This window comes from Cupriavidus necator (assembly GCF_016127575.1).
Taxonomy (GTDB): Bacteria; Pseudomonadota; Gammaproteobacteria; order Burkholderiales; family Burkholderiaceae; genus Cupriavidus; species Cupriavidus necator_D.
The window spans coordinates 3,408,133-3,428,289 of record NZ_CP066018.1 but is presented as its reverse complement, the minus strand read 5'-3'; the positions used below and the strand labels follow the sequence as shown (position 1 = coordinate 3,428,289).

General features: G+C 62.9%; 20 protein-coding genes and 2 pseudogenes. 19 read left to right on the top strand and 3 right to left on the bottom strand.

All coding sequences use genetic code 11. The features are described 5' to 3' along the window. Positions 1 to 32 precede the first annotated feature (32 nt). From catC to I6H87_RS16065, 3 genes are read left to right on the top strand one after another with little or no spacing between them, the layout of a single operon-like run. Positions 33 to 311, top strand: a complete 279-nt coding sequence (gene catC / locus I6H87_RS16075) for a muconolactone Delta-isomerase (RefSeq protein WP_011615431.1) — start codon at positions 33 to 35, stop codon at positions 309 to 311. A 13-nt stretch (positions 312 to 324) separates the two neighbouring features. Further along, the gene (gene pcaD, locus I6H87_RS16070; RefSeq protein ID WP_011615432.1) at positions 325 to 1,107 is read left to right on the top strand and encodes a 3-oxoadipate enol-lactonase; all 783 of its coding nucleotides are present in this window, start codon (positions 325 to 327) and stop codon (positions 1,105 to 1,107) included. A 26-nt stretch (positions 1,108 to 1,133) separates the two neighbouring features. Continuing rightward, positions 1,134 to 1,988, top strand: coding sequence for a 3-oxoadipate:acetyl-CoA acetyltransferase (locus I6H87_RS16065; RefSeq protein ID WP_010811730.1), 855 nt, complete (start codon positions 1,134 to 1,136; stop codon positions 1,986 to 1,988). Between the two features lie 133 nt (positions 1,989 to 2,121). On the opposite strand, the gene I6H87_RS16060 is transcribed toward I6H87_RS16065, so the two are convergent. Then, a complete protein-coding gene (locus tag I6H87_RS16060) occupies positions 2,122 to 2,817 on the bottom strand; it encodes a TetR/AcrR family transcriptional regulator (RefSeq protein WP_010811729.1) in 696 nt (231 codons plus the stop codon). 291 nt (positions 2,818 to 3,108) lie between these two features. On the opposite strand from I6H87_RS16060, the gene I6H87_RS16055 reads away from it, so the two are divergent. The 5 genes and pseudogenes from I6H87_RS16055 to I6H87_RS16035 all read left to right on the top strand — a co-directional run. Continuing rightward, complete coding sequence (locus tag I6H87_RS16055) at positions 3,109 to 4,833, top strand: AMP-binding protein (protein WP_010811728.1); 1,725 nt, start codon at positions 3,109 to 3,111, stop codon at positions 4,831 to 4,833. A 71-nt stretch (positions 4,834 to 4,904) separates the two neighbouring features. Further along, entirely contained in the window at positions 4,905 to 6,086 is a 1,182-nt protein-coding gene (locus tag I6H87_RS16050) for an isovaleryl-CoA dehydrogenase (protein WP_011615433.1), read from the top strand. A 64-nt stretch (positions 6,087 to 6,150) separates the two neighbouring features. Continuing rightward, positions 6,151 to 7,758: a carboxyl transferase domain-containing protein gene (locus I6H87_RS16045; protein WP_011615434.1), complete on the top strand. Its 1,608-nt coding sequence runs from the start codon at positions 6,151 to 6,153 to the stop codon at positions 7,756 to 7,758. Between the two features lie 18 nt (positions 7,759 to 7,776). Then, positions 7,777 to 9,792, top strand: a complete 2,016-nt coding sequence (locus I6H87_RS16040; RefSeq protein ID WP_011615435.1) for an acetyl/propionyl/methylcrotonyl-CoA carboxylase subunit alpha — start codon at positions 7,777 to 7,779, stop codon at positions 9,790 to 9,792. A gap of 23 nt (positions 9,793 to 9,815) precedes the next feature. Beyond that, positions 9,816 to 9,935 (top strand): annotated as a pseudogene (locus I6H87_RS16035) (hydroxymethylglutaryl-CoA lyase); the annotation flags it as partial. Between the two features lie 211 nt (positions 9,936 to 10,146). Here the strand turns inward: I6H87_RS16035 and I6H87_RS34895 are convergent. Further along, positions 10,147 to 10,317, bottom strand: coding sequence for a formate/nitrite transporter family protein (locus I6H87_RS34895; RefSeq protein WP_371852260.1), 171 nt, complete (start codon positions 10,315 to 10,317; stop codon positions 10,147 to 10,149). Between the two features lie 441 nt (positions 10,318 to 10,758). On the opposite strand from I6H87_RS34895, the gene I6H87_RS16025 reads away from it, so the two are divergent. The 8 genes and pseudogenes from I6H87_RS16025 to I6H87_RS15990 all read left to right on the top strand — a co-directional run. Beyond that, a complete protein-coding gene (locus I6H87_RS16025) occupies positions 10,759 to 11,943 on the top strand; it encodes a methionine adenosyltransferase (RefSeq protein WP_011615436.1) in 1,185 nt (394 codons plus the stop codon). A gap of 240 nt (positions 11,944 to 12,183) precedes the next feature. Beyond that, complete coding sequence (locus I6H87_RS16020; RefSeq protein ID WP_081225811.1) at positions 12,184 to 14,667, top strand: heavy metal translocating P-type ATPase; 2,484 nt, start codon at positions 12,184 to 12,186, stop codon at positions 14,665 to 14,667. Positions 14,668 to 15,040: 373 nt separating this feature from the next. Beyond that, the gene (locus I6H87_RS16015; protein ID WP_011615438.1) at positions 15,041 to 15,301 is read left to right on the top strand and encodes a DUF2933 domain-containing protein; all 261 of its coding nucleotides are present in this window, start codon (positions 15,041 to 15,043) and stop codon (positions 15,299 to 15,301) included. Then, positions 15,301 to 15,966 carry a methyltransferase family protein gene (locus tag I6H87_RS16010; RefSeq protein WP_010809983.1) on the top strand — a complete coding sequence of 222 codons (666 nt, stop codon included), beginning with the start codon at positions 15,301 to 15,303 and terminating at the stop codon, positions 15,964 to 15,966. Before I6H87_RS16015 ends, I6H87_RS16010 begins: the two co-directional genes overlap by 1 nt. Before the next feature lie 36 nt (positions 15,967 to 16,002). Next, positions 16,003 to 16,269: a DUF5676 family membrane protein gene (locus I6H87_RS16005; protein ID WP_010809982.1), complete on the top strand. Its 267-nt coding sequence runs from the start codon at positions 16,003 to 16,005 to the stop codon at positions 16,267 to 16,269. Between the two features lie 190 nt (positions 16,270 to 16,459). Then, on the top strand, positions 16,460 to 16,750 hold the full coding sequence (locus tag I6H87_RS34335) for a hypothetical protein (RefSeq protein ID WP_307164205.1): 291 nt from the start codon (positions 16,460 to 16,462) through the stop codon (positions 16,748 to 16,750). Continuing rightward, positions 16,737 to 17,534 (top strand): polyphosphate kinase 2, encoded by a 798-nt coding sequence (gene ppk2 / locus I6H87_RS15995; protein ID WP_011615440.1) that lies wholly within the window; start codon positions 16,737 to 16,739, stop codon positions 17,532 to 17,534. The genes I6H87_RS34335 and ppk2 overlap by 14 nt, the downstream gene beginning before the upstream one ends. Positions 17,535 to 17,697: 163 nt before the next feature. Continuing rightward, positions 17,698 to 17,904 (top strand): annotated as a pseudogene (locus tag I6H87_RS15990) (MFS transporter); the annotation flags it as partial. A 26-nt stretch (positions 17,905 to 17,930) separates the two neighbouring features. Here the strand turns inward: I6H87_RS15990 and I6H87_RS15985 are convergent. Then, positions 17,931 to 18,791, bottom strand: a complete 861-nt coding sequence (locus I6H87_RS15985; RefSeq protein ID WP_010809980.1) for an MBL fold metallo-hydrolase — start codon at positions 18,789 to 18,791, stop codon at positions 17,931 to 17,933. A gap of 84 nt (positions 18,792 to 18,875) precedes the next feature. On the opposite strand from I6H87_RS15985, the gene I6H87_RS15980 reads away from it, so the two are divergent. The 3 genes from I6H87_RS15980 to I6H87_RS15970 are packed head-to-tail and all read left to right on the top strand — an operon-like array spanning position 18,876 to position 20,075. Further along, entirely contained in the window at positions 18,876 to 19,214 is a 339-nt protein-coding gene (locus I6H87_RS15980) for an ArsR/SmtB family transcription factor (RefSeq protein ID WP_010809979.1), read from the top strand. Next, positions 19,208 to 19,642 (top strand): YeeE/YedE family protein, encoded by a 435-nt coding sequence (locus I6H87_RS15975; protein ID WP_010809978.1) that lies wholly within the window; start codon positions 19,208 to 19,210, stop codon positions 19,640 to 19,642. The genes I6H87_RS15980 and I6H87_RS15975 overlap by 7 nt, the downstream gene beginning before the upstream one ends. A gap of 1 nt (position 19,643) precedes the next feature. After that, complete coding sequence (locus I6H87_RS15970; RefSeq protein WP_011615441.1) at positions 19,644 to 20,075, top strand: DUF6691 family protein; 432 nt, start codon at positions 19,644 to 19,646, stop codon at positions 20,073 to 20,075. The last annotated feature ends 82 nt before the right edge of the window (positions 20,076 to 20,157 follow it).

Sequence of the window (20,157 nt, the reverse complement as noted above, 5' to 3'; positions counted from 1 at the left end):
GACCCCATCAGAATCGAAGCGAGGAGACACCAATGCTGTATCTGGTACGAATGGACGTAAGCCTGCCGCACGACATGCCCGCCGCGCAGGCGGAGGACATCAAGGCGCGCGAGAAAGCCTATGCGCAGGACCTGCAGCGCCAGGGCAAGTGGCAGCAGCTCTATCGCGTGGTGGGCGAGTATGCCAACTACAGCGTGTTCGACGTCGAGTCCAACGAGACGCTGCACACGCTGCTGTCGGGGCTGCCGCTGTTCCCGTACATGAAGATCGCCGTCACGCCGCTGGCGCCGCATCCTTCATCGATCCGCTGAGGGAGCCCACGTCATGCGCTTTGCCACCCGCGACGGGCTTCGCCTTCACTATGAACTTAACGGTCCGGCCGGCGCGCCGGTGCTGGCCCTGTCCAACTCGCTGGGCACCACCCTGTCGATGTGGGACCCGCAGATGCCGGCGCTGCTGGAGCGCTTCCGCGTGCTGCGCTACGACACGCGCGGCCATGGCGCCTCCGGCGTGCCGGCAGCGCCGTTCGGCATGGCCGAGCTCGGGGCCGACGTGCTGGCGGTGATGGACCATGCCGGTGTCGAGCACGCCCACTTCTGCGGCCTGTCGATGGGCGGCATGACCGGCATCTGGCTGGCACGCCACCATCCCGAACGCTTCGGCCGCTTCGTGCTGGCCAATACCGCGGCGCTGATCGGCCCGGCGTCCGGCTGGAACACGCGCATCGAGCGCGTCAGCAACGAGGGCATGGCGGCAATCGCCGGGGGCGTGCTGGCCCGCTGGTTCACGCCGGCCGCGCTGGCCGGCGATCCGGCGCACATCGCGCCCGTGCTCGCCATGCTCGCATCCACGGATGCCGATGGCTATATCGCCAACTGCGCCGCCGTGCGCGACGCCGACCTGCGCGGCCTGCTGCCAGGCATCCGCTCGCGCGTGCTGGTGATCGCGGGCGTGCAGGATGCCGCCACCACGCCGGAACAGGGCCGCGAGCTGGCGCAAGGCATTGCCGGCGCCGAATACCTCGCGCTCAACGCCGCGCATTTGTCCAACTGGGAGTTGCCCGAGGCGTTTTCGCACGCGGTGATCCACTTCCTGTCACAGGCGTGATGCCATACATCCTTACCGGAGCCGACATGACCCAGCCCTGCATCATCTCCGTCGCCATCACCGGCTCGCTGCCGCGCAAGCGTGACAACCCTGCCGTGCCGATCACTGTCAGCGAGCAGGTCGAATCCACCCAGGCCGCCTTCGAGGCGGGCGCCACGCTCGTCCACCTGCACGTGCGCAATGACGACGAGACGCCCTCCTCCGAGCCCGACCGCTTTGCCCGCGTGCTGGAGGGCATCCGCAAGCATGCGCCGGGCATCATCACGCAGGTCTCCACCGGCGGCCGCTCAGGCGCGGGAAGGGAGCGAGGGGGGATGCTGTCGCTGCGCCCGGACATGGCGTCGCTTGCCACCGGCTCGGTCAATTTCCCCACTCGCGTCTATGACAATCCGCCAGACCTGGTGGACTGGCTCGCCGCGGAAATGAAGGCCTACGCCATCAAGCCCGAGATAGAGGCCTTCGACCTGTCGATGATCTTCCAGGCGGTGGCCATGCAACAGGCCGGCAAGATCGACGGCGCACTGCATATCCAGTTCGTGATGGGGATCAAGAATGCGATGCCGGTCGATCGCGAGGTGCTTGCCTTCTACGTGCACACCTTGCGGCGCCTGGCACCCGATGCGACCTGGACCGGCGCTGGCATCGGCCGGGACCAGCTGACGATGGCGCGCTGGTCGCTCGAACTGGGCGGCCATTGCCGCACCGGCCTGGAAGACAATGTGCGGCTTGACAAGCAGACACTGGCGCCCTCCAACGCCGCGCTGGTCAGCCAGGTAGCGGCCTTGTGCGAGGAATATGGGCGCCCCGTGGCGACAGTGGCCCAGGCGCGCGCGCTGCTGGGGCTGCCATCAATGGAAATCGACGGGCGTTCGCCCTGGTAGATTAAGGCCTATTCGAAGACGTGCAGGGCCGCCAGCAGGCGATCGCGTATGGCGGCGCATGAATCCGGCAAGGGTCCCTCGCAAGAACTAGATCAGTGGATTAGTGGACCGGCGCTTCAAGGCGCGCCGCACGTCAACCGTTGCCCGCCCTTCTCAATGCTGCGCCGACTTCTCCATAGAATGCGCGCAATTTCTCCACCTCGACGTCTACAGGCAGCAAGGCGGGCCACAACAACGCCACCATATCCCTGGCCGTCTTCTCGATATCCACTTGCCGCTGCCGGGCGATCGCGTCCCACAGGATGTGCTCCATCGGGCCGAGGATTGCCGAGCGCAGCAGGCTCAACGGCAGGTCATCCCGGATCTCGCCGTTGTCCCGCGCCCGCGCCAGCAAGTCCATCAACGGTGCCGTATAGCGGCGCTGCAGCGGTACGAACACCTCTCCCAGCCCCGGCCCTTTTGCACGCCCCTCCGACAACACCAGCGCACACAAGCCCGTCCCCTGGATCAGGAACAACCGCAGGTGTGTCCTGACATAGAACTCCAGCTGCACCTTTGTGCTTTGCCCGTGCGGCATGCCTTGTTCCACGGTGCTGATGATCTCGTCATACCAGTCCTCGATCACGCGTGCGCATAGCTCGCGCTTGCCATGGAAGTAGGTGAACACCGTGCCCTCGGAGATGCCCAGGCGCTGGGCGATCTCGGTGGTCGTGGTCCGCTCATAGCCGAGCTCGGCGAATACCTCGCGGCTGACGCGCAGGATGTCCCGGATGCGTTGTTCCGCCTTGGCGCCCGCCGGCACACGGCGGGGCGATGTGACGTCTTCCATCTTGATTGAGTCCTTGCTTGCCCGAAGGCGAGATTATAGGGCCGGCTCAGCCCTGACTTGAGCTTTACTCAATTTTAGGTTGCCATTTCGATTGGCACCATGTATTTTTCGATCATCGCACCAACGGGTGTCAGGCGAGCCTCGAAGGAATAGCCAAAAATAAAGCAACCGCGCCGCAAATATCCGGGAAAACCCGGAGACGCCACCCCAGAATCCATCGATGCGCTGTTTATTGAGTAACACTCACAAATATCCAACGTGACGAACCACAACCGGGCTTTGGAGACAAGTATGACGATGCAGGCCGAGTCCTCTCCCACCATCCTGCCGATTGGCGGGCTTTCGCATGTGAGAGGGGACACCACCATTCCGCTGTCGGAACAGACCGTGCCGGAGTTGCTGGCGCAAACGGTGGCTCGCTATCCCGAGCGGAAAGCCGTTGCCTTTCGCGAGCAAGGGGTGCGCTGGAACTGGCGCGAATTCTCCGATGCCGTGGACGCACTGGCGGCAGGCCTGCACACGCTGGGGCTGGCCAGAGGCGACCGAGTCGGCATCTGGTCCCCCAACCGGGTCGAGTGGCTGGTCACCCAGTTCGCCACGGCGCGGCTGGGGCTGGTGCTGGTGAACATCAATCCCGCCTACCGCCTGTCCGAGCTGGAGTACGCGCTGAACAAGGTGGGCGTCAAGGCGATCGTCGCGGCGGAAGCCTTCAAGACCTCACGGTACCTGGAGATGCTCCAGGTACTCGCCCCCGAACTGGCCACCTGCGCGCCGGGCGAACTGCAGGCGGCGCGGCTGCCGGCACTGCGCTGCGTCATCCGCATGGGCGACGACCATACACCCGGGATGCTCCGCTATGCCGACGTGATTGCGCGCGGCACAGGCGTGGCTCGGTCGACGCTGGATGCCATCACGGCACAGCTGGACCGCCATGACCCGATCAACGTGCAGTTCACCAGCGGCACTACCGGTGCGCCCAAGGGCGCCACGCTGACCCATCGCAATATCGTCAACAACGCACGCTTCATTGCCATGGCGATGCGTTTCTCCGAGCAGGACAAGCTCTGCATCCCGGTGCCCTTCTATCACTGCTTCGGCATGGTCCTGGCGGTGCTGGCCTGCGTGTCCTCCGGCGCGGCAATGGTGTTCCCCGGCCAGGCCTTCGAGCCGGAAGCCACCATGCAGGCAGTCAGCGAAGAACGCTGCACGGCATTGCATGGCGTGCCGACCATGTTCATTGCCCAGCTCGATCACCCGAACTTCGCGAGCTACGACTTCTCTTCTCTGCGCACCGGCATCATGGCGGGGTCACCCTGCCCGATCGAAACCATGAAGCGCGTGGTGTCGCAGATGCATATGTCCGAGGTGACGATTGCCTACGGCATGACGGAAACTAGCCCGGTCTCCTTCCAGAGCAGCACCACCGATCCGCTGGACAAGCGCACGACCACGGTGGGCCGCATCCAGCCGCACCTCGAAGTCAGGATCGTGGATGCGACAGGTGCCACGGTTCCCGTAGGAGAAACCGGCGAGCTGTGTACCCGCGGCTATTCGGTGATGCTGGGCTACTGGGATGACGAGGCGCGTACCGCCGAAGCCATTCGCGACGGCTGGATGCACACCGGCGACCTCGCCACCATCGACGCGGAAGGCTACTGCAACATCGTCGGCCGCGTGAAGGACATGCTGATTCGTGGCGGCGAGAACATCTACCCGCGCGAGATCGAGGAGTTCCTGTTCCGCCATCCGAAGGTCCAGGCGGTCCAGGTGTTCGGCGTTCCCGACCAGAAGTACGGCGAAGAGGTCTGCGCGTGGATCGTGCTCAAGCCCGGCGCGAGCGCCACGGAGGACGAGATCCGCGATTTCTGCCGCGACCAGATCGCGCACTACAAGATCCCGCGCTACATCCGCTTTGTCGACGAGATGCCCATGACCATCACCGGCAAGGTACAGAAATTCGTGATGCGCGAGCGCATGACGCAGGACCTGAAACTCAGCGAATCCAGGACGGCCTGACGCGCTGGCGCCGGTGCACGGCGCCAGCCAATCCCCCCGCTCCCACAGACAACACCAGAGACAACACCGCTATGAACACCCTCCCCGGCCTCAAGTTCGACCTCGGCGAAGACATCGAAATGCTGCGCGATTCCGTGCGCGCCTGGGCTCAGGCCGAACTGGCCCCGCGCGCCGCCGAGATCGACCGCACCGACCAGTTCCCGATGGACGCCTGGAAGAAGATGGGCGACCTGGGCGTGCTGGGCATCACCGTGGCCGAGGAATACGGCGGTGCCAACATGGGCTACCTGGCGCACATGATCGCGATGGAAGAGATCAGCCGCGCCTCGGCGTCGGTGGGCCTGTCGTACGGCGCGCATTCCAACCTGTGCGTGAACCAGATCCACCGCAACGGCACGCCGGCGCAGAAGGCGAAGTACCTGCCCAAGCTGGTCTCGGGCGAATGGATCGGCGCGCTGGCCATGAGCGAGCCCAATGCCGGCTCCGACGTGGTCAGCATGAAGCTGCGCGCCGAGTTCAAGGGCGACCGCTACGTGCTCAACGGCACCAAGATGTGGATCACCAACGGCCCGGACTGCGACGTGCTGGTGGTCTATGCCAAGACCGAGCCTGAGCTGGGCGCACGCGGCATGACTGCCTTTATCGTCGAGAAGGGCATGAAGGGCTTCTCGGTGGCGCAGAAGCTGGACAAGCTGGGCATGCGCGGCTCGCACACCGGCGAACTGGTGTTCCAGGACGTGGAAGTGCCGGTCGAGAACATCCTTGGCGTCGAGAATGGCGGCGCCAAGGTGCTGATGAGCGGGCTGGACTACGAGCGCGCGGTGCTGTCCGGCGGCCCGGTCGGGATCATGCAGGCGTGCATGGACGTGGTCACGCCGTATATCCACGACCGCAAGCAGTTCGGCCAGAGCATCGGCGAATTCCAGCTGATCCAGGGCAAGGTGGCCGATATGTACACCACGCTGCAGGCCGCGCGCAGCTACCTGTACACGGTCGGCAAGAACCTGGACGCGCTGGGCAGCGGGCACGTGCGCCAGGTGCGCAAGGACTGCGCCGCGGTGATCCTGTACACCGCCGAGAAGGCCACCTGGATGGCGGGCGAGACCGTGCAGATCCTGGGCGGCAACGGCTATATCAATGAATACCCGGCCGGCCGCCTGTGGCGCGACGCCAAGCTGTACGAGATCGGCGCCGGCACCTCGGAAATCCGCCGCATGCTGATCGGCCGCGAGCTGTTCGCGGAAACCATGTAAGCGCGCCTACCTTCGCCATCTGCCGACCGACAGCACCATCTCGCGGCACACCCAGAAGCACGATATGCCAATCATCGAAACCAAACTGAACGCCCGCTCCGAGTCCTTCAAGGCCAACGCCGAAGCCATGCAGGCCCTGGTAGCCGACCTGGAGGCCAGGATCGCGAAGCTCGCCGAAGGCGGCGGCAAGGACGCGCGCGACAAGCACCTGTCGCGCGGCAAGCTGCTGCCGCGCGACCGCGTGCAGCAACTGCTGGATCCGGGCACCCCGTTCCTGGAGCTGTCGCAGCTTGCTGCGTACGAAATGTACGACGATGCCGCGCCTGGCGCCGGCATCATCACCGGCATCGGCCGCGTGGCCGGGCAGGAGTGCGTGATCGTCTGCAATGACGCCACCGTCAAGGGCGGCACCTACTACCCGATGACGGTCAAGAAGCATGTGCGCGCACAGGAGATCGCCGAGGAGAACAACCTGCCGTGCATCTACCTGGTCGATTCCGGCGGCGCCAACCTGCCCAACCAGGACGACGTGTTCCCCGACCGCGACCACTTCGGCCGCATCTTCTACAACCAGGCCAACCTGTCCAAGCAGGGCATCCCGCAGATCGCGGTGGTGATGGGCTCGTGCACCGCCGGCGGCGCCTACGTGCCCGCGATGAGCGACGAGTCCATCATCGTCAAGAACCAGGGCACCATCTTCCTGGGCGGCCCGCCGCTGGTGAAGGCCGCCACCGGCGAGGAGGTCAGCGCCGAAGACCTGGGCGGCGCCGACGTGCATACGCGCCTGTCGGGCGTGGCCGACTACTTCGCGCAGAACGACCACCACGCGCTGTCGCTGGCGCGCAATATCGTGCAGCACCTGAACCGCCGCAAGCCGGACCAGATCCGCCTGCACGAGCCGGTCGAGCCGCTGTACCCGGTGGAAGAACTGTACGGCGTGATCCCGACCGACACGCGCAAGCCCTACGACGTGCGCGAGGTGATCGCGCGCCTGGTCGACGGCTCCGAGTTCGACGAGTTCAAGGCGCGCTACGGCACCACGCTGGTGTGCGGCTTCGCGCGCATCTGGGGCTACCCCGTCGGCATCGTCGCCAACAACGGCATCCTGTTCTCCGAATCCGCACTGAAGGGCGCGCACTTCATCGAGCTGTGCTGCCAGCGCAAGATCCCGCTGGTGTTCCTGCAGAACATCACTGGCTTCATGGTCGGGCGCAAGTACGAGAACGAAGGCATCGCGCGCAACGGCGCCAAGATGGTGACCGCGGTGGCCACCGCGCAGGTACCCAAATTCACGGTGATCATCGGCGGCTCGTTCGGCGCCGGCAACTACGGCATGTGCGGGCGCGCCTATTCGCCGCGCTTCCTGTGGATGTGGCCGAACGCGCGCATCTCGGTGATGGGCGGCGAGCAGGCCGCCAGCGTGCTGGCCACGGTGCGCCGCGACGGCATCGAGGGCAAGGGCGGCAAGTGGAGCGCGCAAGAGGAAGAGGCGTTCAAGCAGCCGATCCGCGACCAGTACGAGCACCAGGGCCATCCGTACTACGCCAGCGCGCGCCTGTGGGACGACGGCGTGATCGATCCCGCGCAGACCCGCACCGTGCTGGGCCTGGGACTGTCCGCGAGCCTGAATGCGCCGATCGAGGACATGAAGTTCGGCGTGTTCCGCATGTAATCACGACAAGGAAGACCGATGTTCAACAAGATCCTGATCGCCAACCGCGGTGAAATCGCCTGCCGCGTGGCCGCCACCTGCCGCCGGCTCGGCATCCGCACCGTCGCGGTGTACTCGGATGCCGACGCCGACGCACGCCACGTCGCCTTCTGCGACGAGGCCGTGCATATCGGCGGCGCGGCCGCGCGCGACAGCTACCTGCGCGCGGACCACATCATCGAGATGGCGAAGGAGACCGGTGCCCAGGCCATCCACCCCGGCTACGGCTTCCTGTCCGAGAACGAGGCCTTTGCCGAGGCCTGCGCCGCGGCGGGGCTGGTCTTCATCGGCCCGCCGGCGTCTGCCATCCACGCGATGGGCAGCAAGAGCGCCGCCAAGCAATTGATGGAGAAGGCCGCGGTGCCGCTGGTGCCGGGCTACCACGGCGAGGACCAGGATCCGGTGCTGCTGCGCCGCGAGGCCGACCGCATCGGCTACCCGGTGCTGCTCAAGGCCAGCGCAGGCGGCGGCGGCAAGGGCATGCGCGTGGTCGAGTCGGGCGACGGCTTCATGGCCGCGCTGACCTCCGTCAAGCGCGAGGCGTCGGCCAGCTTCGGCGATGACAAGGTGCTGGTGGAGAAGTACCTGACCCGCCCGCGCCATATCGAGATCCAGGTGTTTGCCGATACCCACGGCAACTGCGTCTACCTGTTCGAGCGCGACTGCTCGGTGCAGCGCCGCCACCAGAAGGTGCTGGAAGAAGCCCCCGCGCCGGGCATGACCGAGGCGCGCCGCCGCGCCATGGGCGAAGCGGCGGTGGCCGCGGCCAAGGCGGTCGGCTATGTCGGCGCCGGCACGGTGGAGTTCATCGCCAACCAGGACGGTTCGTTCTACTTCATGGAGATGAACACGCGCCTGCAGGTGGAGCACCCCGTCACCGAGATGATCACCGGGCAGGACCTGGTCGAATGGCAGCTGCGCGTCGCCGCCGGCGAGCCGCTGCCGCTCACGCAGGAGCAGCTGCGCATCGACGGCCATGCGCTGGAAGCACGCATCTACGCCGAGAACCCCGACAAACAGTTCCTGCCGTCCACCGGCACGCTGCGCTACCTGCGCACACCGCCGGCGGTGCAGTTCATGCGCGGTGGTGATGTGCATGGCCCGGCCGGCATCCGCATCGACGCCGGCGTGCGCGAAGGCGACACCATCAGCCCCTTCTACGACCCGATGATCGCCAAGCTGATCGTCTGGGGCAAGGACCGCGACGAGGCGCTGGCGCGCATGCGCCAGGCGCTGGCGTCGTATCACGTGGTGGGGCTGTCGACCAACGTGGCCTTCCTGCAACGGCTGGTGTCGTCGCAGGCGTTCCGCACCGCCGATCTCGATACCGGCCTGATCGAGCGCAACGAAGCCACGCTGTTCCCGCCCGCCGCCCCGGTCGGCCTGGAAGTCATTGCGCTGGCGGTGGCCGCGCTGCTCGACCGCGAGACGCGCGAGCGCCGCGTCGACGCCGCCGACCAGCATTCGCCGTGGACCCATGGCGGCGCGTGGCGGCTGAACGGCGGCGTGTCGCGCACGCTGCGCTTCGGCTATGGCGAGCAGGTGCTGGAGGTGACGCTGAATACCGATGCACGCGGCAGCACGCTGATCTACGCGAACCAGGTTGTGTCCTTCGCCTGCAACTGCCAGGGAGATGAGATCCGCGTCGACCTCGGTACGCGCCACGCGCACGGCCAAGTGCATGCCGACGGCGAGGTGTTTCATGCCTTCCATGCCGGTGGTCACGTAAGCCTGACCTGGCTCGATCCACTGGCGCACGCTGGCGAGGCTGAAAGCGAAGACGGCAAGCTGACCGCGCCGATGCCCGGCAAGGTCATTGCCGTGATGGTCGAGGCGGGCAGCATCGTGACGCGCGGGGCCCCGCTGCTGGTGATGGAGGCCATGAAGATGGAGCACACCATCAGCGCACCGGTGGATGGTGTCGTCAGTGAAGTGCTCTATGGGGTTGGCGAGCAAGTGGCTGAAGGGTCGCAGCTCCTGGCGTTTGAAGCCTGATATCGTGGGGGAGGTTTCCGGCAATGCAACCAGACAAAGTCAAGATCGTGGAAGTCGGTCCACGCGATGGCCTCCAGAACGAGAAGGCGTTAGTGCCGACCGAGATCAAGGTCGCATTGATCGACCAGCTGACCGAGGCAGGCGCCGGAGATAGAGCGATTGTCGGGGCAAAGACTGAAAGCCGATCAGCCCTTGCAGCGGGTGGCCACGGATCCATCCCCGGCGGCAGCACCATTGACAGTTCCAGGGTGTAACTGGCATCTGTACGGATGCGCACACCAATGAACGGCTGGGGGCTTGGGGCGCAATTGGCAACGGCAATGCGCTCCAAGCGCTCAGCCACTAGTCCGTTGTTCAGCACCGGATACCCTGGCAACCAACCAGCAATGCGAGTCCAGCCGCTTCGGCAAAGTTGGTCAAGCTCACAACCCCAAAATTGCGCAGCAGCTCGTAGCTGCTGATTCGCCGGTCGGCCCAGGCCATCACTAATAGGTTGTTGGCAGTGAATAGCTTGGCGCCGGGCACTACCAGCAGCAGCCCTAATGAAAACACCAGGCTAGCTACCAATCACGCAGCTGGTGGCGAACCCTAAACTTGGGTCGCTGGCAACCCGTACGGAATTCAGCGCTCCCCGCCCGATGAAAGCACCGGCCAGTATGCCCAAGCATCGCCATTTGCAGCAGCGGCAGGCGCGCCTTGGCCACCCGACGGTTTGCACCCGCTCGGCGTTTTCGCAACCTTCAAATGCCAGGCCACATGAGCCTAATAGTGCACCAGCGGCCCTGCCGCGACTTAGTTGGCAATCGAAAGTCATATTTTCAGCATTGATGCTAGGCAACGCGAAAAACCGTGCTTGATTCGCGTCAACAACTCCTGGCAACCCGAGTCGGGAACCGAACCTTCGCGACTTGACCTACCGCGGCTACATAGAATGGCTACAGGGCGACGGCGTGAAGGGGGCTCGAGATGACCATCATGGAGAACATAGCGATTGCTATCTCGCGTGGGCCGTCATGGCGAGGTGAGCAGACGGAAATGTGCGAGCACAAGGGCATCGGACATCCCGATAGCCTATGCGATGGGGCTGTCGAAGCTGCGGCTCGCGCCTTGTGCCGCGCATACTTCGAAGCCTATGGCGCAGTCCAGCACTTCAATCTGGACAAGGCGCTACTCATCGGCGGCATGAGCGCGCCAAAGTTCGGCGGTGGCAAAGTGCTGCGCTCAACGCGGTTGATAGTATCCGGCCCTGTTACCGAACTTCCGTCGGCCAAGGCCGAGCTAGTTGTCGAGCAGGCCATTCGCGAGTACCTGGCGACATCCTTGGGCGACATTGGCAATGACATCCGGATCGAGCCAATCCTCCGCCCCTCGGCCCCGAACCTCCGGCGCGTGACCAATGCAGCGTCTCTTTCGCTGTCCAATGACACATCCTTTGGCGTCGGCTATGCGCCACTCTCATCGCTTGAAAGAGCGGTGCTGTTGATTGCCGACCTTCTGCGCTCACGTGCCGACAGGGGAATGTTTGAGGCGGCGGGCCTCGATTACAAGGTGATGGGGAGTCGGCTGGGTGCGCATCACCGTCTCACTCTTGCGCTGGCCTTTGTCGACCGATGCGTCCAAGGCGTCGATGAGTACTTCATCCTCAAGGGCCGGATTGGGTCGTATCTGGCCGAGCACATCGGCACCGACTGTGAGATTGCAATCAATACCCTCGATCGCCGGGATGCTTGCGACGAAAGCGGGATTTACCTGACGGTCACTGGCTTAAGTGCTGAGCATGGTGATGACGGCCAGGTCGGCCGCGGAAACCGGGTCAATGGCCTGATTACCCCCTATCGGCCAATGTCGCTGGAGGCCGCAGCGGGCAAGAACCCGGCGTCACATGTCGGCAAGCTCTACAACGTGCTCGCCCACCGGTTAGCCTCTCATATTCAGGCAAGCGTGGATGGCGCGGATGAAGTCGTCGTCCGGCTTCTCTCCGGAATTGGACGCCCCATCGACCAGCCCCAACTGTTTGCCATTGATGTCGTGGCCGAGCGCGGCCTCTCGAGCGCCCAGGAGCAGCAAGTTCGTGAACTCGCGACGCTACAGCTGGCGCAGCTTCCTGCCTTGGTCAATGAGCTGGTCTATGGCACGGTAGCGGTCTTCTAGGCCCGGTGTATGGGGAGCAAAGCAACCTCGGCGCCGGCATCGGCTGGCCGAGCGGCTTCCCAGCCTTCAAACACATACGTCATGCGGCGTTCGACATTCATTCCTGAATCGGCACCCACCGCACCCCCGACCACCCATGAACGCTTGATTGAAATCAAGAAGCAAATCGACTGGTCACCCAGAATGAAAATGTAATTTATGCGCTGCAGCCCCTCTTAATAGCCCCAAGGAGAGGATGGAATGCCGACCAAGTCCACCACCCCTAATGGGGGGAGTTACGGCCTCACCGAAGCCCAGGCAGCTCCAACGGCCGCCGCAGGCCCGGCCGCCTCGCAGCAGCTCGTGCGTGACCCGGTCTGTGGCATGGAGATCTCCCCACGGGAGGCCGCTACCAGCACGGAGCTCGACCAGAAGCGATACTGGTTCTGCTCTCCACACTGTGAGCAGGTTTTCCTAGCCAACCCGGCGAAATATGTTCTTCACCCCGTTGATAGGCGTAGCTCGGCTGGGCCCTCCCGCAGTCCTAGCCCACCCGGCGTCGCTCCTATCCCTGCGGCGACGCCCGCGCTTGCTTCCCACGCCGCCAAGCAACTCGCCAAGGACCCTATTTGCGGAATGATGGTGGACAAGGCTACGGCCCTCTCCGCCGAGCGTGGCAACCGCAAGTACTACTTCTGCAGCGAGAGCTGCCTTCGGACCTTCGAGTCGCCAGAGAGCGAGTTGAAAGCCATGAAGACGCGCGTGACCATTGCGCTCACGGGCGTGCTCGCGCTGGCGGTGCTGCGGGCTGGCGCCTTCCTGGCACTGGCAGCCGGCGCGACGCTCGTGACTTGGGCCCCGATTCCCGCCCTGCCTTGGTTCACGTGGGGGATGTGGCTATTCCTTCTCGTCACGCCGGTCCAGTTCATTGGCGGCTGGAGCTTCTACAAGGGCGCATGGAACGCCATCCGGACGCGCAATATCAATATGGACTTCCTCATCGCCCTGGGGACGTCCGTCGCCTACTTCTACAGCGTAGTAGTGCTGTTCTTTCCGTCCTGGCTGCCCGTCAAGGTCGAAGAGCGAGACGTCTACTTTGAGGTGTCGGCGGTCATTATCGCCTTCGTGCTGCTGGGGAAATACATGGAGGAAATCATCAAGAAGAAATCCTCCGCCGCTGTTCGACGCCTGCTCGACCTGCGCCCCGCCGTCGCTCACGTGCTTCGCGACGGGACGGAGGTGGAAATCCCGGCTGAAAGCATCATGGTGGGCGAAGCGGTCGTTGTACGCCCCGGCGAGAAGATTCCCACTGATGGCAAGGTTATCGATGGCCAATCCAGTGTCGATGAATCGATGCTGACCGGCGAGTCGATGCCCGTGGAAAAGAAGCCTGGTGCCGCTGTCATTGGCGGCACGCTAAACCGCAGTGGCGCCTTCACCTTCCAGGCCACAAAAATCGGAGCGGACACCGCTCTCGCTCAGATTATCAGGATGGTCGAGGACGCCCAGGCCAGCACCGCGCAGATTCAGAGACTGGCGGACCAGGTCACCGGCTACTTCGTACCTGCGGTTGTTTCGGTCGCGATGCTGGCATTAGTGGGATGGACCGTCGCCGGTCATTTTCCGCAGGGACTGCTCGCATTCGTGGCTGTTCTGATTATCTCCTGCCCCTGCGCGCTAGGCGTCGCCACGCCAGCAGCGCTGATGGTCGGCGTCGGCAAGGGCGCGGACAACGGCATCCTGATACGCGGCGGTGAAGTGCTGGAGCGGGCCGAGAAGCTCACCGCGGTTGTCTTTGACAAGACCGGGACGATTACGCGCGGAGAGCCGACCTTGACCGATGTCATCCCCCTTTCTGGGCGAGAGAAATCTGACCTGCTGACTCTTGCTGCCGCTGTGGAAGCCGGGTCCGAGCACCCTTTGGGCGAAGCCATCGTGCGCGCCGCACAGTATCGCGCGCTCACCATTCCCAAGGCAGCCAGCATCAGCGCATTGTCTGGCATGGGCATTCAGGGCCTCGTCGACGGTCAGCAAGTCTGGCTGGGCAACCGGCGTCTCTTTGCACGCCAAGGCATCCCAATCGAATCGGCCGAATCTGTACTCGGGAAGCTCGAGGCCGATGGCAAGACAGCCATGCTGGTCGGCGCCGGCACACAATTGCTCGGCGTAGTGGCCGTGGCTGACACTGTGAAACCGGAAGCGAGCGAGGCAATCGCGGCATTGAAGGCGCGCGCCATCAAGGTTGTGCTACTGAGCGGTGACAACCGCCGCACCGCCGAGGCAATCGGCCGGCAGGTTGGCATTGAGCATGTCATTGCCGAGGTGATGCCGGAAGACAAGGTCGAGACCATTCACGCATTACAGAAGCAAGGGGAGGTCGTGGCCATGGTGGGAGACGGCGTCAATGACGCACCGGCGCTTGCCGCAGCGGACATCGGCATTGCCATCGGCTCAGGCTCGGATGTCGCGAAGGAAACTGGGAGCATCATCCTCATTCGCGATGACGTGCGTGACGTGGTTGCCGCCATTGAGCTGTCCCGCGCGACGATGCGCAAAATCAAACAGAACCTCTTCTGGGCGTTCATCTACAACACCATCGGCATCCCTATCGCCGCACTTGGACTCCTGAACCCCATCTTTGCCGCAGCAGCAATGGCACTGTCCTCATTGAGTGTGGTAGCCAACTCCGCATTGCTGAAGCGTGTACGACTTGGCGCCAGAATTGCCAGCCTGGAGGCGAGATGAAACACCCGGTGGCATGGATTTGCGCTGCCTTTGCAATGCTACTCGCGGCAGCTATCGTCTACCGGTTTGGGCTGACACCGTTCACCATACTGGTTGGCCTACTCCTGCTGTCCTGTCCGGTCGTTGTGGTGTGGTTGAGTCTTCGCCTTTCGCGACAGTGCGAGCGCGATATACGAAACGCAGTTGAGCGTGAACGCCAAGACAAAGGTTGAAGAGAGGGTCTATGAACTGGTTATCACAGAGTCTCACTTGGCTCCTGCTTGGCGGAACGGCGAACAGTTTTTCAGCAAGACCAAGCGAGATACATACACCTACGTCATCGGCACCATGGCTGCTGCCAGGCGGTACGGCGTTCGCTTTATAGGAGGAAAACATGAACCACGACCACAACGGTCATGAGCGGCCTGGCGACGCACTGCGCACCGTGGCCAGGTCCAAGCTGGTCATGATTGGCTTTCTGCTGGTGATTGCCTACTTCCTATGGACTGAACACCGGGCACACGTCATTCAGTTCCTGCCATTTCTTCTGCTGGCCGCCTGCCCCTTAATGCACATCTTCATGCACGGTGGACATCGACACGGTCACGGACCGGATGACGCCACCAAGGACACGAACGCCAAAGGAGAGCGATGATGCAACCCGAAACACAATCCAGCTACGGTCTCTGGTCGCTGGTCATTATCAACTCAGCTGTCTTCATCATCTTCGCCTTCAGCTTCACCAAGCCGAAGACCCAGCGCGACTGGCGCTCGTTTGGCGCGTTCTCCGCGTTCATTGTGGCGCTCTTTACAGAGATGTATGGCATCCCCCTGAGTATCTATCTCCTGCTACCGTGGCTTTCGGCGAAATTCCCGGGAATCGACTTCCTCTCGCATGATGCCGGTCATCTTCCGGAGATGATTTTCGGCTGGAGGGGCAACCCGCACCTGGGGCCATTTCACATCGCCAGCGACATCTTGATTTTTGGCGGCTTCATCATGCTGTCTTCCGCCTGGCGCATTCTGTACCTGGCCCAGCAGCAGCACCGCCTGGCGACCACTGGTCTCTATGCGCGCATGAGGCACCCCCAGTATGTCGCGTTCGTCCTGATTATGTTCGGCTTCCTGCTGCAGTGGCCGACGATAGTCACTCTGGTGATGTTCCCCATCCTGGTCTGGATGTATGTTCGGCTGGCCAAGTCGGAGGAGCAGGACGCACTGGCCGAGTTCGGGCAAGCATATGAGGAATATCGCCAAAAGACACCAGCGTTCATTCCGCATATCTCAGCCCGAGATGTTCCGCGGACGCGTCCTCATTGAATTCAACCGTCATCTTCCTTGCACCCGGAGGCTGCCATGAAACCCTTCAAGACTGGTTTGACGCTATCCGCCACGGTCGTGCTGTTCTACGTTCTATGCACGCTCGTCTGGATGGTTCTTCCTGAGCCCTTCATGAATTTCATGAACGCGCTCTTTCACGGGCTCGATTTCCGGCGCCTTCAGACCGGCGAATCAGTATCGTGGTGGTCCATCATCTATCCAGCCTTTGTGTTTGCGGTGTGGTTCTTCGCTGCCGGGGCATTCTTTGCATGGTTACACAACAGCCTTCAAGGAGAGACCTGATACCAAGAATGGCGATATGACTCCAAGTCCTTGCGCCACAGCTCTTTACGAGCTCGTGTCACCACTGGCATTGAGACTCTGCTCCCCAAGCCACAGGTCGAAGAGATGTTGCGCCAGGGAAAGGGAGACCACCCCTTCTCCACGCTTCGGGTCAACGACCCCAATCTGGTCCAGGACCTCGAAGCTGCCAATGCCTCGGCAACGCAAAGAGTACAGCGAGAGTACTGCGCAAATCATTGATGCAGAAGTGCGGACGATTCTGGGCGACGCCAGTCAGCGGGTGAAGCAAACATTGCTGGCAAACCGGCACAAGCCAGACGCGCTGGCAAAGCTACTGCTCGAACAGGAGGTCGTAGACCGCCCTTCGCTGGAGCTGTTGCTCAACGAAAAAGTTACCCCGCTTTCACCTGGAAAGCCCCACCCTTTCCCACCCGATGCGCCCGACTCAAGGGAGGTGAACCATGAAAATGAAGACAAGTAGCAAGACGGCTCCATCCGAGGCAAGCGCCCTCTCCCATGACAGCTATGAGGAGAATCTCCACCTGCTTCAAATCGAGCTGGTCAAACTACAGAAGCACTTCATTTCCTGCAGCGACCGGATTCTGGTGATTTTTGAGGGAAGGGATGCGTCTGGGAAGGATGGGACCATCAAGCGCATTGTCGAACACCTCAGTCCGCGTGAAACGCGCGTCGTCGCACTGGGGAAGCCATCCGACCGTGACCGAGGCTCCTGGTACTTCCGCCGCTATGCGGCCGAGCTGCCTGCGGCCGGCGAGTTCACCCTTTTCAATCGCAGTTGGTACAACCGGGCCGGTGTGGAACATGTGATGGGCTTCTGCACCAAGGACGAGCATGAGGAGTTCATGGCAAGTGTCCCAGAGTTCGAACGGATGCTCGTGCGTTCCGGAATTCGTCTTATCAAGTACTACCTTGACATCAGCAAGGCCGAACAGAAGAAGCGCATCGAAGAGCGCCGCCGGGACCCGCTAAAACAGTGGAAAGTCAGCCCCATTGACGAACAAGCGGTATCGCTTTGGAAGAAATACAGTAAGGCACGGAACGAGATGTTTGCTCGAACCAGCGACATCGTGCCATGGAACGTCGTGCGCGCCGACGACAAGCATGTCGCACGCCTCAGCGTCATCAAGGATCTACTGACCCGCCTTCACTATGCGCACAAGGACGCTGAGCTGATTCGCCCTAATCCGGAAGTTGTGTTTCCTTATGCAGAGGAACATCTTCTGAGCGGGGCGATTTCGAAGTGAGACGGTAGCGCAGCACGAACTTGTGACCTGCGAGGATGGATGAGATGAAGACCAGCATCATTGAAGTTAGAGGCCTGCTGTCCGTTCTGAGCAGGGGCGGAGGCTAATTGGGTCGCTGGCAGCACTACGGTGAAGTATGACGAAGCCGTAACAAGCCCGAGGGATGACCGGGCCGGGCATGGCGATGTTGTACCCCAATCTGAGCGCTGCGGTAGCCGACATCGCACACCCCAGTTGGCGGGCGTCCGCCATCGGCATCTACCGCTTCTGGCGCGACCTCGGGTATGGCATCGGCGCGCTCTGCCTGGGCGCAGCTGCGGCGCTCGGTGGCCGCGTCGAGAGTGCATTCCGGTTCGTCGCCATCGCAATGGGAACAACAATTGAAAACAACCTGCCTCAGATGACGTCCAGAGGGATTTTTAGATAGCGAACGCCATTCGCATCGGGCGGCGGCAACTCCCCGGCTCGTATATTGACTTGCACCGACGGCAGAAGCAGCGTCGGCATCGCCAGCGTCGCATCGCGCGCCCGGCGCATGGCCACGAACTGTTCCTCGCTCACGCCGTCATGCACGTGGATATTGCCTTCGCGCTGAGCGCGCACCGTCGTTTCCCATGCAGGCCCGCGCCCCTCGGGCGGATAGTCGTGACACATAAAGAGCCGTGTATTGCTCGGCAGGTCCAGCAGCTTGCGGATGGAGCGATACAACTCGTGTGCGTCGCCGCCCGGGAAATCGCAGCGAGCCGTGCCGACGTCCGGCATGAACAGCGTATCGCCGACAAAGACCGCGTCCCCAATCTGGTAAGCCATGTCGGCGGGTGTATGCCCTGGCACATGAATCGCCCTGCCGGTCAGGCCGCCGATGGCAAACGTCGCTCCGTCGTCAAACAGGTGGTCGAACTGCGACCCGTCGAGCCGAAACTCAGGCTCCAGGTTAAAGAGCGTCTTGAAGACCCCCTGTACGTTGCGGATGTTCTGGCCTATTGCTGTCTGGCCACCCAGGTGTCGCTTCAGGTACGGCGCGGCAGACAGGTGGTCAGCATGCGCGTGCGTCTCGAGAATCCACTCGACTCTCAGTCCATGCGCGCGCACAAACGCAACAACCTTATCAGCACTTGCCGTCGATGTCCGACCCGCCTTGGGGTCGTAGTCCAGCACCGAGTCGATGATGGCGCACTCGGGGCGCCCCTCCTGAAAGACCACGTACGTCACAGTCCAGGTCGCAGGGTCGAAGAACGGCTGGATAGTCGGGTGCATGCTCGCCTCCTTGGATGCAGTACATTCTATTCACATACATTCTATTTTTCAATATAATATTAACAAGCAAAATGTAAACGACCTATGGACCAGCCCCACCCCGCCATCGACCTCGCCAGCATGCAAGCTGCTGCGGCGCAGGCCTGTACCCTGCTCAAGGTGCTTGCCAATCCGGACCGCCTGCTGCTGATGTGCCGCCTGTCCCAAGGCGAGCTGTCTGTCGGTGAGCTGGAGGAACAGCTCGGCATCCGGCAGCCGACGCTGTCTCAACAGCTCGGTGTGCTGCGCGAGAACAGCCTGGTGGCCACGCGCCGTGACGGCAAGAACATCTTCTATTCGGTGGCGAGCCCCCAGGCGCTTGCCGTCATGGCGGTCCTTTATGAACAGTTCTGTGCCAACCCCGATCAGGAGGCGACATGCTGATTGACCTCGCTAACTTCACGCCCGGCCTGTCACTGGTCGGCGGGCTCATCATCGGTGCGGCGGCCGCTGTGCTGCTGCTGTTCAACGGCCGCATTGCCGGCATCAGCGGCATCTTCGGCGGCCTGCTTAGCCTGCCTCGAAAGGACATGGCCTGGCGCCTGACCTTCCTCGCTGGCCTGGTTGGCGCTCCTGTGATTGCGAGCCTGCTCGGCAAGCCCGCCATTGCGGATATCCAGGCAAGCTGGGGCGAAATCCTGGCCGCCGGCTTCCTGGTCGGCCTTGGCACCCGCTACGCCAGCGGCTGCACCAGCGGCCATGGCGTGTGCGGCATCTCGCGCGGCTCCATCCGCTCGCTGGTCGCCACCCTCACCTTCATGGTGGCGGGATTCCTGACTGTCTTCGTGCAACGGCACCTGATTGGAGGCTGATATGACCGCCATGACTGCACTCGTCGCAGGCCTGCTATTTGGCATTGGCCTGATGGTCTCCGGCATGGCCAACCCGGCCAAGGTGCTGGGCTTTCTTGACCTTGCAGGAACCTGGGACCCGTCCCTCGCTTTTGTGATGGCCGGTGCCATTGCCATTGGCTCGCTCGCCTTCCTCATCGCCAAACACCGCAAACACTCCTTCCTGGGGCTGCCTGTGCAACTGCCGGCCAGCACGGCCGTAACGCTGCGGCTGGTACTGGGCAGCGCCGCCTTCGGCGTCGGCTGGGGTCTGGCCGGCTTCTGCCCTGGTCCCGCGCTGGTTGCCCTGGGCGCTGGCTATCCGAAGGCCATTGGCTTTGTGGCAGCAATGGTGGCTGGCATGCTCGTGTTCGACGTCGCGGAGCGCGCCAAATCAAGCATGCAACGGGCGTAAGCACGCCGGCACTGGCAGCGAAGTGCAGTTGGATAGAGGCGTGGCAGAGGAACAAACAATGCGCCGCAGGGCTGGCGCCGAC

Coding starts and splice junctions, on each gene's coding strand:
- I6H87_RS16050 (WP_011615433.1), top strand. CDS start 4,905: ATGAACACCCTCCCCGGCCTCAAGTTCGACCTCGGCGAAGACATCGAA.
- I6H87_RS15980 (WP_010809979.1), top strand. CDS start 18,876: ATGGACCAGCCCCACCCCGCCATCGACCTCGCCAGCATGCAAGCTGCT.
- ppk2 (WP_011615440.1), top strand. CDS start 16,737: ATGAAGACAAGTAGCAAGACGGCTCCATCCGAGGCAAGCGCCCTCTCC.
- catC (WP_011615431.1), top strand. CDS start 33: ATGCTGTATCTGGTACGAATGGACGTAAGCCTGCCGCACGACATGCCC.
- pcaD (WP_011615432.1), top strand. CDS start 325: ATGCGCTTTGCCACCCGCGACGGGCTTCGCCTTCACTATGAACTTAAC.
- I6H87_RS16025 (WP_011615436.1), top strand. CDS start 10,759: ATGACCATCATGGAGAACATAGCGATTGCTATCTCGCGTGGGCCGTCA.
- I6H87_RS16060 (WP_010811729.1), bottom strand. CDS start 2,817: ATGGAAGACGTCACATCGCCCCGCCGTGTGCCGGCGGGCGCCAAGGCG.
- I6H87_RS34335 (WP_307164205.1), top strand. CDS start 16,460: ATGCCTCGGCAACGCAAAGAGTACAGCGAGAGTACTGCGCAAATCATT.
- I6H87_RS16015 (WP_011615438.1), top strand. CDS start 15,041: ATGAACCACGACCACAACGGTCATGAGCGGCCTGGCGACGCACTGCGC.
- I6H87_RS15985 (WP_010809980.1), bottom strand. CDS start 18,791: ATGCACCCGACTATCCAGCCGTTCTTCGACCCTGCGACCTGGACTGTG.
- I6H87_RS16065 (WP_010811730.1), top strand. CDS start 1,134: ATGACCCAGCCCTGCATCATCTCCGTCGCCATCACCGGCTCGCTGCCG.
- I6H87_RS16055 (WP_010811728.1), top strand. CDS start 3,109: ATGACGATGCAGGCCGAGTCCTCTCCCACCATCCTGCCGATTGGCGGG.
- I6H87_RS16020 (WP_081225811.1), top strand. CDS start 12,184: ATGCCGACCAAGTCCACCACCCCTAATGGGGGGAGTTACGGCCTCACC.
- I6H87_RS15975 (WP_010809978.1), top strand. CDS start 19,208: ATGCTGATTGACCTCGCTAACTTCACGCCCGGCCTGTCACTGGTCGGC.
- I6H87_RS16040 (WP_011615435.1), top strand. CDS start 7,777: ATGTTCAACAAGATCCTGATCGCCAACCGCGGTGAAATCGCCTGCCGC.
- I6H87_RS16005 (WP_010809982.1), top strand. CDS start 16,003: ATGAAACCCTTCAAGACTGGTTTGACGCTATCCGCCACGGTCGTGCTG.
- I6H87_RS15970 (WP_011615441.1), top strand. CDS start 19,644: ATGACCGCCATGACTGCACTCGTCGCAGGCCTGCTATTTGGCATTGGC.
- I6H87_RS16010 (WP_010809983.1), top strand. CDS start 15,301: ATGCAACCCGAAACACAATCCAGCTACGGTCTCTGGTCGCTGGTCATT.
- I6H87_RS16045 (WP_011615434.1), top strand. CDS start 6,151: ATGCCAATCATCGAAACCAAACTGAACGCCCGCTCCGAGTCCTTCAAG.